Raw genomic sequence first — 16,612 nt, 5'->3', positions numbered from 1 at the left:
CCTGCGCCCCGGCGCGGGTGCGGCCGCAGGGACGGCGGTCGCCTCCGGCGCTGTGGCGGTCCCCCGCGCCGGGACACCGGGCAATGCGGTGGACAGGCGGGCCGGGAATGCCCGCATGATGGAAACGCAGGGAAAAGCCCCGGTCGCACCGGACGGGCGCACGCATGTACGAAAGGGAGTCGCCGTGAGGGTCGGAATCGTCGGAGCCACCGGACAGGTCGGCACGGTCATGCGCAGGATCCTCGAGGAGCGGAACTTTCCGGTCACCGAGCTGCGCCTGTTCGCCTCCGCCCGCAGCGCGGGCAAGGACCTGGACGGGGTGACGGTGGAGGACGCGGCCACCGCGGACTACTCCGGCCTGGACATCGTGCTGTTCTCCGCGGGTGGCGCCACCTCCAAGGCGCTGGCCGGGAAGGTCGCCTCCCAGGGTGCCGTCGTGATCGACAACTCCTCGGCGTGGCGCCGCGACCCCGAGGTGCCGCTGGTGGTCTCCGAGGTCAACCCGCACGCGATCGCGTCCCGCCCCAAGGGCATCATCGCCAACCCGAACTGCACCACCATGGCCGCGATGCCGGTGCTGCGTCCGCTGCACGCCGAGGCGGGCCTCGAAGCGCTGGTCGTCGCCACCTACCAGGCGGTCTCCGGCTCCGGCCTGGCCGGCGTGGACGAGCTGTTCGAGCAGGTCAAGAAGGTCGGCGAGGACGCGCCGAAGCTCACCCACGACGGCACGGCGGCCGAGTTCCCCGAGCCGCACAAGTACGTGGCGCCGATCGCGTACAACGTGCTGCCGCTGGCCGGTTCGATCGTCGACGACGGGCTGCACGAGACCGACGAGGAGCAGAAGCTCCGCCACGAGTCCCGCAAGATCCTGGAGATCCCGGAGCTGAAGGTCTCCGGCACCTGCGTCCGGGTCCCGGTCTTCACCGGCCACTCCCTGCAGATCAACGCCCGCTTCGCCCGCCCGATCGGCGTCGAGCGCGCCCGCGAGCTGCTCGGCGGCGCCCCCGGCGTGGCTCTCGCGGAGGTCCCCACCCCGCTCCAGGCCGCCGGCCAGGACCCCTCCTACGTCGGCCGCATCCGCCGGGACGAGACCGTGGAGAACGGCCTCGCCCTGTTCGTCTCCAGCGACAACCTCCGCAAGGGCGCCGCGCTGAACGCGGTGCAGATCGCGGAGCTGGTGGCGGCGGAGCTCAAGGGCTGACCAGGGGCCGGCCCCGCCTGACCTCGTAGTAGAAGCAGCCGTACTCGACGGCCCGGACGTGGACGAACGCCACGGCCGGGTCGTCGAACGCTTCCGCGAGGGCCGCCGCGAAGCCCCGCTCCACGAGCCGGCCGCCGAGGATGTGCCCCTGGTCCGAGTAACGGCGCAGCACCCGGTGGGCGCGGGTGAACGGCAGCTCCTGTGAGGCGGGCCCCGCGCACTCCCCGGCGTGGATGAAGACCGGGCCCTGTTCGTCGTAGGCGCCCGGGTCGGCGCCGGTGGCCGCCGCCCAGCGGCGCAGCGGCGCGTACGAGACGAGGGCGATCGTCTCGCCGGGCACGCTGTGCCGCAGACAGCAGCGCAGCGGCGCGCCGCCCTCCTCGTCGGTGAAGGGGACCGGCTTGCGGCCGGCGTCGTCGGAGTCCCTCAGTTCCGCCAGGACACGGGCCGGGACGGGGTGTGCGGTGAAGGTCGTCATGCCGTCCAGGCTGCGGCGCGCCGGGCCCGCGCACCGGCGGTATCCGGACATCGCGTTCGGCCCGGCCCGCGTGGAAGGATGACGGAAACGACACATACGAGGAGATGACCGCGTGCCTGGCACAAACCTGACCCGCGAAGAGGCACAGCAGCGGGCGAAGCTGCTCTCCGTCGACGCGTACGAGATCGACCTCGACCTCTGCGGAGCGCAGCAGGGCGGCACCTACCGGTCCGTGACCACGGTCCGCTTCGACGTCACGGAGAACGGCGCGGAGTCCTTCATCGACCTGGTCGCCCCCACCGTCCACGAGGTGACCCTCAACGGTGACCCGCTGCCGGTGGACGAGGTCTTCCAGGACTCCCGCATCGCCCTGCCCGGCCTGCTGGAGGGACGGAACGTCCTGCGGGTGGTGGCGGACTGCGCGTACACCAACACCGGTGAGGGCCTGCACCGGTTCGTCGACCCGGTCGACGACCAGGCGTACCTGTACACCCAGTTCGAGGTGCCGGACGCCCGCCGGGTCTTCGCCTCCTTCGAGCAGCCGGACCTGAAGGCGACCTTCCAGTTCACCGTGCGGGCGCCCGAGGGCTGGACGGTCATCTCCAACTCCCCGACGCCCGAGCCGCAGGACAACGTCTGGGTCTTCGAGCCGACGCCGCGGATCTCGACGTACGTCACCGCGCTGATCGTCGGCCCGTACCACTCGGTGCACAGCGTGTACGAGAAGGACGGCCAGACCGTGCCGCTGGGCATCTACTGCCGTCCCTCGCTCGCCGAGCACCTCGACTCGGACGCCATCTTCGAGGTGACCCGGCAGGGCTTCGACTGGTTCCAGGAGAAGTTCGACTACCCGTACCCGTTCAAGAAGTACGACCAGCTGTTCGTGCCCGAGTTCAACGCGGGCGCGATGGAGAACGCGGGCGCGGTGACCATCCGCGACCAGTACGTCTTCCGGTCCAAGGTGACGGACGCCGCGTACGAGGGCCGGGCCGCGACGATCCTGCACGAGCTGGCCCACATGTGGTTCGGCGACCTGGTCACCATGGGCTGGTGGAACGACCTGTGGCTGAACGAGTCGTTCGCCACCTACGCCGAGGCCGCCTGCCAGGCGTACGCGCCGGGCTCGAAGTGGCCGCACTCGTGGACGACGTTCGCCAACCAGATGAAGACCTGGGCGTACCGGCAGGACCAGCTCCCGTCCACGCACCCGATCATGGCGGACATCCGCGACCTGGACGACGTCCTCGTCAACTTCGACGGCATCACCTACGCCAAGGGCGCCAGCGTCCTCAAGCAGCTCGTGGCGTACGTCGGCGAGGACGAGTTCTTCCGGGGCGTGCAGGCGTACTTCAAGCGGCACGCGTTCGGCAACACGCGCCTGTCCGACCTGCTGGGCGCGCTGGAGGAGACCTCCGGGCGGGATCTGAGGTCCTGGTCGAAGGCGTGGCTGGAGACGGCCGGCATCAACGTGCTGCGGCCGGTGATCGACACGGACGCCGACGGCACCATCACCTCCTTCGCCGTCCGCCAGGAGGCCCCGGCGCTCCCGGCCGGCGCCAAGGGCGAGCCGACGCTGCGCCCGCACCGCATCGCGATCGGCTTCTACGACCTCGACCCGGCCGGCAAGCTGGTCCGCGGCGAGCGCGTCGAGCTGGACGTCGACGGTGAGCTGACCGACGTACCGCAGCTCGTCGGCGAGCGCCGCCCGTCCGTGGTGCTGCTCAACGACGACGACCTGTCGTACGCCAAGGTCCGTCTGGACGAGCGGTCGCTGGCCTTCGTCACCGAGCACCTCGGTGACTTCACCGAGTCCCTGCCCCGCGCCCTGTGCTGGGCGTCGGCCTGGGACATGACCCGGGACGCCGAACTCGCCGCCCGCGACTACCTCTCGCTGGTGCTGTCCGGCATCGGCAAGGAGTCCGACATCGGCGTCGTGCAGTCCCTGCACCGCCAGGTGAAGCTGGCCGTCGACAGCTACGCCGACCCGGCGGCCCGCGAGACGCTGCTCAGCCGCTGGACGGAGGCGACGCTCGCGCACCTGCGCGCCGCGACGCCGGGCGGCGACCACCAGCTCGCGTGGGCGCGCGCCTTCGCCGCGACCGCGCGCACGCCGGAGCAGCTCGACCTGCTGGAGGCGCTGCTGGAGGGCTCCCGGACGGTGGAGGGCCTGGCCGTCGACACCGAGCTGCGCTGGGCGTTCGTCCAGCGGCTCGCGGCGGTCGGCCGCTACGACGAGGCGGAGATCGCCGCCGAGTACGAGCGGGACCGCACCGCCGCCGGTGAGCGGCACGCCGCGACCGCGCGGGCGGCCCGGCCGACCGAGGAGGCCAAGGCGGAGGCGTGGGCGTCGGTGGTCGACTCCGACAAGCTGCCGAACGCCGTGCAGGAGGCGGTCATCGCCGGCTTCGTCCAGAGCGACCAGCGGGAGCTGCTCGCGCCGTACACGGACCGGTACTTCGAGGTGGTCCAGGGCGTCTGGGAGTCCCGGTCGCACGAGATGGCCCAGCAGATCGCCGTGGGCCTGTACCCGGCGGTGCAGGTCTCCGAGGAGACGCTGCGCAAGACGGACGCGTGGCTGGAGTCGGCCGGTCCGAACGCGGCCCTGCGGCGGCTGGTGTCCGAGTCCCGCGCGGGCGTGGAGCGCGCGCTGCGCGCCCAGGCGGCGGACGCGGCGGCGGGCTGACGGTCCCTGTCCTCCGGGGCGTCCGGGGTTTCGATCCCGGACGCCCCGCGCTGTGCCAGGGCAGCCTTCTAGCCGACGTGCGCGGCGAGGGCCGCCTCGGTCGCCGCCGGGGTCGGGTCCTCGGCCGCCCACGCCGCGTATCCGTCGGGCCGTACCAGCACCGCCGTACGGCGTCCGCTCGCCCAGCGCTCCGCCGCGAGGCGGTCCGCGCGGTCCTCCGCGCCCTTGTGGCCGTCGGCGGTGATGAGGACGAACCGGCCGCCGCGCAGTGCCTCGTAGAGCCGGCCGCCGCCCGCGAGGGCCACGTCGGGGACGCGGGTCCCGGTGAGGCGGTGGGCGCCGCGCGGAGCGGCGTAGGCGTACGCGAGGCCCGTGACCAGCCCGGCCGCCCGGCGCTGGACGGGTCCCGCGTGGTCCAGGGCGGCGACGGCCAGCGACCGCAGCGCCCGTGACCAGGGGCGTCCGGCCATGGCGAGGCGGATCATGCCGCCGCTGCTGCGCAGTACCGCCCGGCCGACGGGGTGGCGTTCGCCGTGGTAGGTGTCGAGCAGGGTCTCGGGCGCCCGGCCGTGCAGGACGGCCGCCAGTTTCCAGCTCAGGTTGGCGGCGTCCTGGAGCCCGGTGTTCATGCCCTGTCCGCCGGCCGGGCTGTGCACGTGCGCCGCGTCACCGGCGAGGAAGACCCGGCCGACGCGGTAGGCGGGCACCTGCCGTTCCTCGCTGTGGAAGCGGGAGAGCCAGCGGGGGTCGTGCAGGCCGAAGTCCCGGCCCGTGACCAGCCGGACCAGCTCCTCGACCTCGGCCAGGCCGACGGGCTCGCTCTCGGGGACGTTGTGCTCCCGGTGCCAGCCGACGACCCGGTGGTACCCGTCGCCGAAGGGCACCATGACGACGAACGCCCCGGCGGCGGACCGCCCGACGAGCTGCCCTTCCGGTTCCTCGGCGAGCCGCACGTCAGCGATGACCACCGAGCGGATCACGGCCCGGCCGGGGAAGGGCAGCCCGACCGCGTCCCGCACGGCGCTGTGCACGCCGTCGGTGCCGACGACGTAGGCCGCGCGGAGGTCCTCGGGGGTCCCGTCCGCGCGGCGGACGGTGACGGTCACCCCCTCCGCGTCCTGGCGCAGCCCGGTCACCTCGGTCCCGAACCGGAGGACGGCCCCCGCCTCCTCCGCGCGCCGCCGCAGCACCTTCTCCACCTCGTACTGCGGCAGGACCAGGACGTGGCGGAAGCGGGAGGGGAGGGTGGCGAAGTCGAGGGCCAGGCCGAAGAAGCGGATGCGGTCCAGCGGGCGGCCGATCGCCTCCAGCGGCTCGGCGAGACCACGCGCGTCGAGCTGTTCCAGGCTGCGGGCGTGCAGGCCGAAGGCGCGGGAGAGGTTGCTGATCTCCGGAGGGCGCTTCTCCACGAGGGTGACGGGGACACCGGCGGCGGCCAGGTCCCCGGCCAGGAGCAGACCGGTCGGACCGGCGCCCACGACGATCACGGGGCGGGGCGTGCTGTCCGTGGTGGAGCTGACCGTGGTGGAGCTGACCATGGTGGACTCCATGGGGGGCCTCCTAGGTTTGCCGACACGGGTTGGCCGACACGGGTTGGCCAACAACAGTTGGCCAACGCTCGTTTGCCAGCGCTTGTTGTCACTGTACGAGCGGGCGCACGAGAGAGTCAACGATTGTTGGCCCTCGCTTGTTGGCCTACGACTGTTGGCCTAAACTCGACGGCATGCCCACCCCTGCCGCCCCTCCGCCCGCTCCCGCCGCCCGCCGCTCCGACGCCACCCGCGCCGCGATCCTCGAAGCCGCCCGCGAGCGCTTCGCCGCCGACGGCTACGACCGGGCCACCATCCGCGCCATCGCGCGGGACGCCCGGATCGACCCTTCGATGGTGATGCGCTACTACGGCAGCAAGGAGGGCCTGTTCACGGCCGCCGTCTCGGTGGACCTGGCGCTGCCCGACGTCTCCGCCCTGCCCCGCGACCGGGCCGGCGAGGCCCTGGTGCGGCACTTCCTCTCCCTGTGGGAGGAGAACGAGGTGCTCACGGCCGTCCTCCGGGTCGGCGCCCAGAGCGCCGCCGGGGCCGAGCGCACCCGGGACATCTTCCGCGACCAGTTGCTGCCGGTCGCCCAGCGGGTCTGCCCCGATCCCGAGCAGGCCCCGGCCCGCGCCGCCCTGGTGGCCTCGCACCTCCTCGGGCTGGCGCTCACCCGGTACGTGCTGCGCATCCCGTCGGCCGTGGACCTGTCCGAGGGCGAGATCGTGGCGTGGCTGGCCCCTTCCGTGCAGCGGTACCTGACCGCCCCGCACCCCTGAGCACCCGCCGGCTCCCGGGAACACGTCGAGGGCGCCTGCCCCGCCCACGTACGGCGGTGACGCGCGTACGTGCGGCAGGGCAGGCGCCCTCGGCGAATCCTCGGGAGCCGGCCGTCAGCCCTTGGCTTCGGCCTTCTTCATGGTCTCCCGGGTCTTGATGTTGCGGCTGGTCACCCGGTGCTCCTCCTTGGAGCGGTCGAGGACCATCACCAGCCCCGCGATGACCGCGAAGAGCACGATCGGGGCGAAGACGTAGAGGCCCAGCGTCTCGATGACGCTCAGGCCCGTGCCGGGGTCGTCGCCGTCGTCGCGGGTCAGCGCGAGCGCGGGGGACGACATGAGCAGCATCATCAGCGTCGTACCGGCCGCCAGGGTGCCGGCGCGCAAGGCGTTCTTCTTGTCCACGGTCCCAAGTTAGCGAACGCCGATCACCGCCGCGCGCCCGGGGTGCCGTACGGGGCCCCGGGCGGACGGCGTCAGCGCGGGCCGCCGGCCCGTACCGCCTCGATCAGCGCGCGCAGCCGCGGGGAGGCCGCCAGCTCCTCCAGCGTCACCGGGCGGCCGTCGGGGCCGGCGATCGGCAGCCTCCAGTTCGGGTACTGGTCCCAGGTGCCGGGGAGGTTCTGCGGGCGGCGGTCGCCGATCGCGTCCGGCAGCCAGATCCCGGCCATCCGCGCCGGGGTGGTCCGCAGGAAGCGGTACACGGCCTGGACGCCGGCCTCCTCGGAGTCGGGATCGGCGCCGCCGCCGGGGCCGCGCAGCAGCCCCAGCCGGGCGAGCAGGTCCAGCCACTCCCCCGCGTCCGCCGCGGCCTCGGCCCGTTCCTCCTCGGCCGGGCGGGTGAGCAGGCCCAGCCGGTCGCGCAGGGCGACGTGGTCGCCGGTGAGGCGGGCGGCGGTGGGCGGCAGGTCGTGGGTGGTGGCGGTGGCCAGGCAGTCGGCGCGCCAGCGGTCGGCGGGCAGCGGACGGCCGTCGCCCTCCCAGTCCCGTTCGAACCACAGGACGGACGTGCCGAGCACGCCGCGCTCGCGCAGCGCCTCCCGCACACCGGGTTCGACGGTGCCCAGGTCCTCGCCGATCACCACGGCGCCGGCCCGGGACGCCTCCAGGACGAGGACGGCGAGCATGGCCTCGGCGTCGTAGCGGACGTAGGCGCCCTCGGTGGGCGGCAGGCCCTCGGGCACCCACCAGAGCCGGAACAGCCCCATGACGTGGTCGATGCGCAGGGCGCCGGCGTAGCGGAACAGGGCACGCAGCAGGTCGCGGAAGGGCGCGTAGCCGGACTCCGCGAGCCGGTCGGGACGCCAGGGCGGCAGGCCCCAGTCCTGGCCGCGGGAGTTGAAGGCGTCCGGCGGGGCGCCCACCGACATGCCCTCGGCGAAGTACTCCCGCTGCGCCCACGCGTCCGCGCCCACCGGGTGCACCCCCACCGCCAGGTCGTGCACGATCCCGACCGGCATCCCGGAGTCGCGGGCGGTGCGCTGGGCGTCGGCGAGCTGGGTCTCGGTCAGCCAGGTGAGCCAGGTGTGGAAGTCGACGCGGTCCCTCAGCTCGGTGCGGGCGCGGGCGGTCGCGGCGGAGCGGGGGTCGCGCAGCGCGGCCGGCCAGCGCCGCCAGTCGGGTCCGTGGACCTCGGCGAGGGCGCACCAGGTGGCGTGGTCCTCCAGAGCCTGCCCCTGGGCGGCGAGGTGATCGCAGTACGCGGCGCGCCGGCCGGGGCCGAGCGGCACCTCGCGCAGCACCTCCAGCGCCTCGCGCTTGAGCCGCCACACCGTGTCCCGGTCGATCAGGGCGTCCGGGCCGCCGAGCGCGTCCGCGCGCAGCCGCCCGGCCCGTTCCAGCAGGCCGTCCAGGCGCGTGCGGTCGGCGGCGTACGCGTACTCGGGGATGTTCTCGATCCGCAGGTGCACGGGGTCGGGGAAGCGCCGTGAGGAGGGCCGGTACGGCGAGGGGTCGGTGGGCGTGCCCGCGCTCCCGGGCACGGCGGCGTGCAACGGGTTGACCTGCACGAATCCCGCCCCGAGCGCGCGTCCGGCCCAGGCGGCCAGTTCGCCGAGGTCGCCGAGGTCGCCCATGCCCCAGGAGCGCCGGGAGAGCAGGGAGTAGAGCTGGACGAGGAGTCCGTAGGAGCGTCCGGGCGGCGCGGGCAGCCGGGGCGGCGCGACGACGAGGTGACAGCGGGCGAGGCGCCCGTCGGGGGCGGTGGCGGTGAGCCGGTGCACGCCGGGCGGGAGGTCCTCGACGCCGGCCCGCTCCTCGCCCTGCTCGGTCGTCACGCCCACCCGGGTCCCCGGGGGCAGCGCGGCCAGCGCCGCCGGCACGGGTCCGCCGCTCCACCGCACGAGGGTCGGCGGCAGCAGGGCGGCGCGCCGGGCGTCCTCGCGGGCGGCGAGCGCGGCGCGCACGGCGTCCGGCCCCTCGGCGTCGACGCCGAGGGCGGCCAGCGCGCGGGTGAGGGCGGTGGCGGAGGCCGTGACCGTGCGGTCGGGCGAGGGCCGGTAGGAGGCGGCGACGCCGTGCAGCTCGGCGAGCCGGGTCAGCTCCCCGGAAGGGGACCCGTCCGGCCGGTCGGCCGCCACTTACGGCCTCGCGGGTTCCGGGACGGCGAACGAGGCGGTGCCCTGTTCGGGGACGACCGCGGTCAACTCGGGCGAGGACTCGCTGGTCAGCGGCACCACGTCGGGAAAGGGGGACTCACTGGTGAGGGGCTCGGCATCGGGCAGCGGCGGCTCACTGGTCAGCGGCGGCTCCCCGTACGCGTCCGGCCCGCCGAACGCATCCTCGGTCTCGGCGGAGTGCTCCGCCGAGGGTTTGGAAGGGGCGGGAAAGGTGAGGTGTGCAGCCACGAAGGCCTCCTTGTCGGGTACGGCCAGGGGTAATCGCAGCCCTACCCAGCAGATCCGTAACCAGACGCCCCGACGCGGACAACGTGACCCTGGTCACATCCGCCCTCGCCGCTCGCCCGCGTCGGCCGCGTCACGCGTCCCCGGCGGGACCGTCCCCGCCGAGTGGGACATCCCGCCCCGACCGGTCCCATCTCCCCTGCTCCGGCCATGTGCCACCCCAATGCCGGAGAAGCCCTGTGACCGTGGCCGCCGGCAGGCCCCGGATCTCGTCAGCGAGTTCGAGGAACTCGCCCGCCATGCCGCCCGGAGCATGGAGGGCGTGCGGCTGGAGTTCATCAACGGACATCTGGGGGGAAGGCCGTGCCGGACGGCGATCGCGGACGCGTCATCCGGTGGCTGACACGCGTCTGCACGCGGCACCGGCCCGGCCTGTGGCTCGACGCCACACGGGGGCTGATGATCGACGCCCTACCGCGAGGGCCGCGCCCGTCCCGACGGTTCCCTCGCCCCGGCGGAAGCCTTCGTCGGGCAGGGCGAAGGGGCCGGCCCCACCCCCGTCCTCATGATCGTGGAGGTCACCGCGTACGACTCCGACACCGAGCGGCGTGACCGGGTCGACAAGCCGCGGGCGTACGCGGGGAGCGGGAGTCCGGTGTATCTGCTGATCGACAGGGACACCTGCGAGGCACACCTGCGAGGCCAAGGGGTACCGCCGGCCGGACGGCGGGCGGTACGAGACCGTGCAGACGCCGCCCTTCGGCAAGGAGGTCGCGCTCCCCGAGCCGGTGGAAGTCACCCTGGGCACCGAGCCGCTGAGGAACCGGGCGCGCTGACCCGCTCCCGGCCGCCCGGCACCCGTCGGGTCAGGCGGAGATGCCGTCGATCCGGGCCAGGGCGTCGTCCGCGCCGTACGGCTGGAGGTAGGGCAGCCAGCGCGGGTCCCGGTGGCCGGTGCCGATGATGCGCCAGGCCAGACCGGTGGGCGGGGCCGGCTTGTGGCGCAGCCGCCAGCCGATCTCGGTGAGGTGCCGGTCCGCCTTGGTGTGGTTGCAGCGGCGGCAGGAGGCCACCACGTTGTCCCAGGCGTGCTTGCCCCCGCGGCTGCGCGGGACGACGTGGTCGACGCTGGTCGCCACGCCACCGCAGTACATGCAGCGGCCCCCGTCGCGGGCGAAGAGCGCGCGGCGGGTCAGGGGGACGGGGCCCCGGTAGGGGACCCGCACGAAACGCTTGAGCCGGACCACGCTGGGCGCGGGGACCGTGACGGTCGCGCTGTGCAGGAAGGCGCCGGACTCCTCGAGGCAGACGGCCTTGTTCTCCAGGACGAGGACGAGCGCGCGGCGGAGCGGTACGACGCCGAGGGGCTCGTACGACGCGTTGAGGACCAGGACATGCGGCACGGATGGCCTCCTTGTACGCCGGCGGCGCGTGGCTCGCGCCGGGACGATCCGTAGTCAGTCTCCCCTCAGGCCTGGTGGAAGCGCCACCATGTCCCGGTAACGGGCTGGGAGTGTTTTCGACCACATCGGATACATCCCCCGGACCCCGGCCCGTTCAAGCACCTGCTCACGGGCGGGTGAGGACCGTCTCCCTTTCGCCCATACTGCCGATCCGCGCACGGTGCCCCGTTAGTGTGGTGTTTCCGCCCGTCCGGTGACCTTTTCGTGACCTTGGACCGCCCCGGCCCCGCGCGCCGCGGCGACCCGCACCGGAGGGGCGGACCGCTGCTCCTGGAGGTCCCGCCGTGTCCCCGTCCGTCGCGTCCGTCGCGTCCACCGCGTACGCCGCCGTCCTGTCGGCCGCCGATCCGTCGTCGTCCTCGTCCGCGTCCGCGTCCACTTCCCCGTCGCCCTCGCCCTCGCCCTCCGAGTCGACGCCCGCCGTGCCGTCGTTCCAGGACGCCCAGGAGAGCGCGTCCAACGCCGCCGGCTGGGTCGAGGAGAACTGGTCGACCTGGCTCGCCATCGGACTGCGGGTGCTGCTGATCGTGGTGATCGCGGCGGTCCTGCGGGCGGTCGTACGGCGGGGCATCACCAAGCTGATAGACCGGATGAACCGCCGGACCGGCTCGGGCGGCGGCGGCCACCCGCTGAGCAGTCTGCTGGTCAACGCCGAGCGGCGCCGGCAGCGCTCGGAGGCCATCGGTTCCGTGCTGCGCTCGGTGGCGAGCTTCGTCATCCTCGGCACCGCCGCGCTGATGGTGCTCTCCACCTTCCAGATCAACCTGGCGCCGCTGCTGGCGTCGGCCGGTGTGGCCGGCGTCGCGGTCGGCTTCGGCGCCCGCAACCTGGTCACCGACTTCCTCTCCGGCGTCTTCATGATCCTGGAGGACCAGTACGGCGTCGGCGACAGCATCGACGCGGGCGTGGCCTCCGGCGAGGTCATCGAGGTCGGGCTGCGCGTCACCAAGCTCCGCGGCGACAACGGCGAGATCTGGTACGTCCGCAACGGCGAGGTCAAGCGCATCGGCAACCTCTCCCAGGGCTGGGCGACGGCCGGGGTGGACGTGACCGTCCGCGCCGACGAGGACCTGGACCGGGTGAAGCGGACCATCGACGCGGTCGCCGAGCGGATGAGCAAGGAGGAGCCCTGGAACGAGCTGCTCTGGGGCCCCATCGAGGTGCTCGGCCTGGAGTCGGTGCTGCTGGACTCCATGGTGGTCCGGGTCTCGGCGAAGACGATGCCGGGCAAGTCCCTGGCGGTGGAGCGCGAACTGCGCTGGCGGATCAAGCGGGCCTTCGACGCGGCCGACATCGACATCGTGGGCGGCGCCACCGCCCCGGTGGAGGAGTCCGAGCAGATCGCCCCCGACCCGACGGCCGGGGTCGCCGCGCCCTCCGCCTACGCCAACTCCTCCTCCCCGCAGTCGGCCGCGGCCTCCCCGCTGCCCCCGCCCAACACCGGCACCAACATCAACAAATAGCCGGCCTCCCTCGGGGGAACCGAGCCGGTTCCCCCGACGTATTCATGGGCAAAGGTGGTGCGGGGGCACGGAACCGGGCGGGGGCCCGTGCGGGCCGGTGCGCATCCGCGCCGGGGCGGCGATACTTGCGGCGACGGGTGGCCATGGGGGAGGTCGGAGTGAGTCAACCGCCGAACGGCAGCGCGCCACCGGACCCGGACACGCCCGCGCCGGCCGCCCTGTCCGCCGTACCGACCCAGCCCGCGCCTCCCGGACCGGCCACGGCCCCGGCCCGTCCCGCCGCGCCCCTGCTCCCCGGCCCCAGTCACGGCTCCGGCCCCGGCCCCAGTCACGGCTCCGGCCCGGACCCCGGCGGCGTCCCCCCGCGCCGGACCGCCCTCGCCGAAGGCGTGGAGCGGCTGCGGGCCGCCGCCGTCACCGAACCGGGCCGGCTGCGCGCCCTCGGCGCCCTCCTCGCCCTGCTCGTCGTCGCCTTCGGCACGGTCACCGCCTGGCAGGCCGCGGAGCGCACCGCCGCGGCCGGCGACGTACTGCACCGCAGCCAGCCGCTCAGCTCCGAGGCGGCCGGCATCTACCGCTCCCTGGCCGCGGCGAACACCGCGGCCTCCACCGGCTTCCTCGCCGGCGGCCAGGAGACGAAGGACTCCCGCGACCGCTACGAGCAGGGCATCCGCACCGCCGCCGACAGCCTGGTGACGGCCGCCGCCAACTCCGAGCCGGGTTCCGCCTCCGCCGCCACCGTCGCCGACCTCAACCGGCTGCTCCCCCGCTACAAGGGCCTGGTCGAGCGCGCCCGCGTCTACAACCGGCAGGGCTACCCGGTCGGCGGTGCCTACCTGCGCTACGCCAACGACCTGATGCAGGAGGACATGCTCCCGGCCGCCGAGGCCCTCTACACCTCGGAGAACGGGCGGCTGAGCGACGACTACGCCGACGCGAAACGCCCCCCGTGGGCCGCGCTCGTCCTCGGCCTGCTCGCCCTGGCCGCCCTGGCCTGGGCGCAGTACCGCACCTACCGGCGCACCCACCGCGTCCTCAACCGGGGCCTGGTCGCGGCCACCGCCGCCACCGCCGCCGCCCTGCTCTGGCTGGTCGTCGGCCACGGCGTCGCCCGCTCCCAGCTGAGCGCCTCCCACGACCACGGCGTCCGCTCGCTCACCGTGCTGCACGAGGCCCGCCTCGCCTCCCTGAAGGCCCGGGGCAACGAGAACCTCACCCTGGTGGCGCGGGGCGCCGAGACCGTGACCGTGGGCGGCGAACGGGAGGACGCCTACGACGCGGAGTACCGGACGGAGATGGCGGCGCTCGGCGCGGACCTGGCGGAGGCTCGGCGGCTCGCCGACGACGCGGCGGGCGAGCGCCCCGTGGCGGCGGCGGCCGGCGACGCGGCACGGTGGCGGGAACGCCACCGTGCCGCCCGCGCCGAGGACGAGAACGGCAACTACCGGCAGGCGCTGGAGAAGGTCATCGGCGGCCGGGGTGCCACCGCCGAGTCCTTCGACGGCGTCGACACCGCGCTCGCCACCGCCCTGGCGCACGAGGAGCGGGAGTTCGCGCGGGCGGCCGGCGCCGGTCTGGACGCGCTGGCGGGGCTGCCGCAGGGCGCCGGCACGCTGGCCGCCCTCGGCGCGGCCGGCGCCGTCCTCGGCATCGGCCGCAGGCTCTCGGAGTACCGATGAACACCGGCGAAGGGACACGGGAGGGAGGCACGAGGATGCGCGTACGAGATCCGCGGGCCCGGCTGAGGGGCTGGGGCGGCGTGGGGGCCATGGCGGTCGGCTGCGTCCTGGCGCTGCTGCTCCTCGTCTGCCTGCTGCCCGCGTTCCGCCCGGCGGCCCGCGGCCTCGGCGCCGCCGGCGACGGCGGCACGGGCGTCACCCACGGCGAGCTCGCCCGCGCCGAGGCCGCGTGCACGGACCCGGAGCGGCAGACGCTGGCCCCGTCCGGCGCCGACGGCCCCGCCATCGAGGAGATCCGCAGCCGCCCGGAGGAGAAGCGCAAGCTGATCGTCGGCGTCGACCAGAACAGCTACCGCTGGGGGTACCGCGACCCCAACAGCGGCGGCACCGCCGAGCTGGAGGGCTTCGACATCGACCTCGTGCACCGCATCGCCGAGGAGATCCTCGGCGACCGGAACGCGGTCCTGTTCAAGGCGATCCCCACCGACCAGCGGATTCCGGCGATCCAGGAGGGCCGCGTCGACATGGTGGTCCGCACGATGACCATCAACTGCGACCGGCTGCGGGACGTCGCCTTCTCCGCCCCGTACTTCCGCACGGGCCAGCAGCTGCTCGCCCCCAAGTCCTCGACGATCACGGGGTACGACGGCACGCTCGCCGGCAAGCGGATCTGCACGGCGGCGGGTTCGACCGCCCTCAGCCAGCTGACGGCGGACCGGGCCGCGGGGAAGCTCGTCGCCTCCGCCGACCTGAGCGTCACCGTCCCCAGCCAGCTCGACTGCCTGGTACGGCTGCAGCTCGGCGAGGTCGACGCGGTCGTCACCGACGGCGCGCTCGCCGCCAGCCAGGCCGCGCAGGACCCGACGGTCGCGCTCAAGGGCGACGCGTTCACCACCGAGTACTACGGCGTGGCGATGCGCAAGGACGCCGACGACCTGGTACGCCGGGTGAACAAGATCCTGGTGGACTTCCGCGCGGACCCGGACGGCTGGCGGACGTCGTACCGGACCTGGCTGTCGGCGACACTGGGCGGAGGCGAGGAGGACATGCGCAAGTCCGAGCCCCCGCGCCCGCGTTACCTGCGCGGGAGCTAGGGACCGCCCTTCCTCCTCCGGACCGTCAACTGTCAGTCTTCAGCCGTCAACCGACCGCAGCGAGAGGTGATCGATGGGCGTCACGGGACCCACCGGGCCGGTACTGGACCGGGACGAGGTGGACCGTGCGCTGGGCCGGCTCGGCGCGGAGCACGAGGCGATCGAGACCTCCCTCCTCGCCCTCCAGGACCACGCGGGCCGCAGACTCCTCGAAGGCGCCGGACTGACCGGCGTCACCGAGGAGCGCTGGGCGCGCACGGAGGCGTCGATCACCCTGCTGTGGACGTACTTCGACGCCTACACCGACGCGCTGCGCACCGCCCGGGACATCCGCGCCCGCCGCCGCTGGTCCAGCCGCGAGGACCTGGTGGAGCTGACGGAGCTGCTGCGCGGCGAGTGCGTCACCCTGCCCGGCTCCGGCGGCGGCCTGCTCAGCGAACGCTTCACGCTGGCCGCGCTCGTCGACCGGATGAACGAGCTGTACGCGTCCTCGCTGGACACGGTGGTCGCCGCCGACGCGGTGTGGTCCGCGCTGCCCGCCCGGATCGACCTGCTCTCCGCCGAACTCCAGCGCACCCGCCGCCTCGCCCACTCGGTCGGCGTCCGCCCCGGCGAGCACCCGGCCGGCGACGACCTGGAGCGGATCACCCGCACGCTGACCCGGCTGCGCGAGGAAGTGATCTCCGACCCGCTGGCGTACTGGGTGCCCGCCGAGGGCAGTTCGGCGCCCGGCGGCGGCCGGCCGGACACCACGGTCTACGACCGCGAGGCCCGCGCCCTGGACGACGTACGCCGGGAGATCGACGCCGTACTGACGGTCCGTCAGGACGCCGAGCAGCGGATCGTGCGGCTGCGCGACGTGCTCTCCCGCGCCGACCGCACCCTCGCCGAGGCCCGCACCGCGCGCGGCGAGGTGCTGGCGAAGATCGCCGCGACGGAGGTGCCGGTGGTCAGCGGTCCGCCGACCGCGCTCCAGGAGCAGCTCGCGGCGGCGGCCGAGTACCGGCGGCACGCCCAGTGGCACCGGCTCTCCCCGCTCCTGGAGTCCCTGGAGCAGAAGGCGGAGGACGAACTGCTGCGCGCCCGCGAGTCGTTGACGGCGGTGACGGCGCCGCTCGCGGTCCGCGCCGAGCTGCGCGGCCGGCTCGACGCCTACAAGGCCAAGGTCGCGAGGCACGGTCTCGCGGAGGACCCCGAGCTGGTGGAGAAGTACGAGAGGGCCCGCCGGATGCTGTGGAGCGCGCCCTGCGATCTGCGGGTGGCCGAACAGGCGGTGCTGCGCTTCCAGCACGCGGCGGCGGAGCTGCTCGGCTCCGCCCCGCCGCGGGTGCCCGGCCAGGGCGGCCCGGCGGACCGGGCGCGCGGCGCGGAGCCGGGCACGTGAGCGGCGGGGACGG

Annotated in this window: 13 protein-coding genes and 1 pseudogene; 8 read left to right on the top strand and 6 right to left on the bottom strand. The window is 74.3% G+C overall.

The window, feature by feature from the left end; translation table 11 throughout:
* Window positions 1–184: 184 nt before the first annotated feature.
* Window positions 185–1,201, top strand: a complete 1,017-nt coding sequence (locus Sdagh_RS29430) for an aspartate-semialdehyde dehydrogenase (RefSeq protein WP_189412596.1) — start codon at window positions 185–187, stop codon at window positions 1,199–1,201.
* On the opposite strand, the gene Sdagh_RS29425 is transcribed toward Sdagh_RS29430, so the two are convergent.
* Window positions 1,191–1,679 (bottom strand): DUF1203 domain-containing protein, encoded by a 489-nt coding sequence (locus Sdagh_RS29425; protein WP_190007734.1) that lies wholly within the window; start codon window positions 1,677–1,679, stop codon window positions 1,191–1,193. The genes Sdagh_RS29430 and Sdagh_RS29425 overlap by 11 nt on opposite strands.
* 112 nt (window positions 1,680–1,791) lie before the next feature.
* On the opposite strand from Sdagh_RS29425, the gene pepN reads away from it, so the two are divergent.
* The gene (pepN, locus tag Sdagh_RS29420; RefSeq protein ID WP_189412584.1) at window positions 1,792–4,362 is read left to right on the top strand and encodes an aminopeptidase N; all 2,571 of its coding nucleotides are present in this window, start codon (window positions 1,792–1,794) and stop codon (window positions 4,360–4,362) included.
* A 68-nt stretch (window positions 4,363–4,430) separates the two neighbouring features.
* Here pepN and Sdagh_RS29415 read toward each other — a convergent pair whose 3' ends face one another.
* On the bottom strand, window positions 4,431–5,912 hold the full coding sequence (locus Sdagh_RS29415; protein WP_372478481.1) for an FAD-dependent monooxygenase: 1,482 nt from the start codon (window positions 5,910–5,912) through the stop codon (window positions 4,431–4,433).
* Window positions 5,913–6,085: 173 nt separating this feature from the next.
* Between Sdagh_RS29415 and Sdagh_RS29410 the strand changes: the two genes are divergently transcribed.
* Window positions 6,086–6,673 (top strand): TetR/AcrR family transcriptional regulator, encoded by a 588-nt coding sequence (locus Sdagh_RS29410; RefSeq protein WP_189412582.1) that lies wholly within the window; start codon window positions 6,086–6,088, stop codon window positions 6,671–6,673.
* A 114-nt stretch (window positions 6,674–6,787) separates the two neighbouring features.
* Here the strand turns inward: Sdagh_RS29410 and Sdagh_RS29405 are convergent, their stop codons facing one another.
* From Sdagh_RS29405 to Sdagh_RS29395, 3 genes are all read right to left on the bottom strand, one after another.
* Window positions 6,788–7,078, bottom strand: a complete 291-nt coding sequence (locus tag Sdagh_RS29405) for a hypothetical protein (RefSeq protein WP_189412580.1) — start codon at window positions 7,076–7,078, stop codon at window positions 6,788–6,790.
* Between the two features lie 71 nt (window positions 7,079–7,149).
* Window positions 7,150–9,252: a 4-alpha-glucanotransferase gene (gene malQ, locus Sdagh_RS29400; RefSeq protein ID WP_190077223.1), complete on the bottom strand. Its 2,103-nt coding sequence runs from the start codon at window positions 9,250–9,252 to the stop codon at window positions 7,150–7,152.
* Window positions 9,253–9,519, bottom strand: coding sequence for a hypothetical protein (locus tag Sdagh_RS29395; protein ID WP_189412576.1), 267 nt, complete (start codon window positions 9,517–9,519; stop codon window positions 9,253–9,255).
* Window positions 9,520–10,051: 532 nt separating this feature from the next.
* Between Sdagh_RS29395 and Sdagh_RS36560 the strand changes: the two are divergent.
* Window positions 10,052–10,150 (top strand): annotated as a pseudogene (locus Sdagh_RS36560) (Uma2 family endonuclease); the annotation flags it as partial.
* Window positions 10,151–10,382: 232 nt separating this feature from the next.
* On the opposite strand, the gene Sdagh_RS29385 reads toward Sdagh_RS36560, so the two are convergent.
* Window positions 10,383–10,919: an HNH endonuclease gene (locus tag Sdagh_RS29385; RefSeq protein ID WP_189412569.1), complete on the bottom strand. Its 537-nt coding sequence runs from the start codon at window positions 10,917–10,919 to the stop codon at window positions 10,383–10,385.
* A 392-nt stretch (window positions 10,920–11,311) separates the two neighbouring features.
* On the opposite strand from Sdagh_RS29385, the gene Sdagh_RS29380 reads away from it, so the two are divergent.
* From Sdagh_RS29380 to Sdagh_RS29365, 4 genes are all read left to right on the top strand, one after another.
* Complete coding sequence (locus tag Sdagh_RS29380) at window positions 11,312–12,442, top strand: mechanosensitive ion channel family protein (protein ID WP_226536042.1); 1,131 nt, start codon at window positions 11,312–11,314, stop codon at window positions 12,440–12,442.
* A gap of 158 nt (window positions 12,443–12,600) precedes the next feature.
* Complete coding sequence (locus Sdagh_RS29375; RefSeq protein WP_226535950.1) at window positions 12,601–14,121, top strand: GlnX family signal transduction membrane protein; 1,521 nt, start codon at window positions 12,601–12,603, stop codon at window positions 14,119–14,121.
* Between the two features lie 35 nt (window positions 14,122–14,156).
* Window positions 14,157–15,215 carry a glutamate ABC transporter substrate-binding protein gene (locus Sdagh_RS29370; RefSeq protein WP_190077221.1) on the top strand — a complete coding sequence of 353 codons (1,059 nt, stop codon included), beginning with the start codon at window positions 14,157–14,159 and terminating at the stop codon, window positions 15,213–15,215.
* 73 nt (window positions 15,216–15,288) lie between these two features.
* On the top strand, window positions 15,289–16,599 hold the full coding sequence (locus tag Sdagh_RS29365; protein ID WP_190077220.1) for a hypothetical protein: 1,311 nt from the start codon (window positions 15,289–15,291) through the stop codon (window positions 16,597–16,599).
* The last annotated feature ends 13 nt before the right edge of the window (window positions 16,600–16,612 follow it).

This window comes from Streptomyces daghestanicus (assembly GCF_020521275.1).
Taxonomy (GTDB): domain Bacteria; phylum Actinomycetota; class Actinomycetes; order Streptomycetales; family Streptomycetaceae; genus Streptomyces; species Streptomyces griseoviridis.
The sequence above is the reverse complement of the archived record's forward strand: the minus strand, read 5'-3'. Positions and strand labels throughout refer to the sequence as shown.

What these genes read in the sequence shown, in the direction of transcription:
- Sdagh_RS29415 (WP_372478481.1), bottom strand. Translation starts at nt 5,912, where the DNA reads ATGGAGTCCACCATGGTCAGCTCCACCACGGTCAGCTCCACCACGGAC.
- Sdagh_RS29425 (WP_190007734.1), bottom strand. Translation starts at nt 1,679, where the DNA reads ATGACGACCTTCACCGCACACCCCGTCCCGGCCCGTGTCCTGGCGGAA.
- Sdagh_RS29365 (WP_190077220.1), top strand. Translation starts at nt 15,289, where the DNA reads ATGGGCGTCACGGGACCCACCGGGCCGGTACTGGACCGGGACGAGGTG.
- Sdagh_RS29370 (WP_190077221.1), top strand. Translation starts at nt 14,157, where the DNA reads ATGCGCGTACGAGATCCGCGGGCCCGGCTGAGGGGCTGGGGCGGCGTG.
- Sdagh_RS29410 (WP_189412582.1), top strand. Translation starts at nt 6,086, where the DNA reads ATGCCCACCCCTGCCGCCCCTCCGCCCGCTCCCGCCGCCCGCCGCTCC.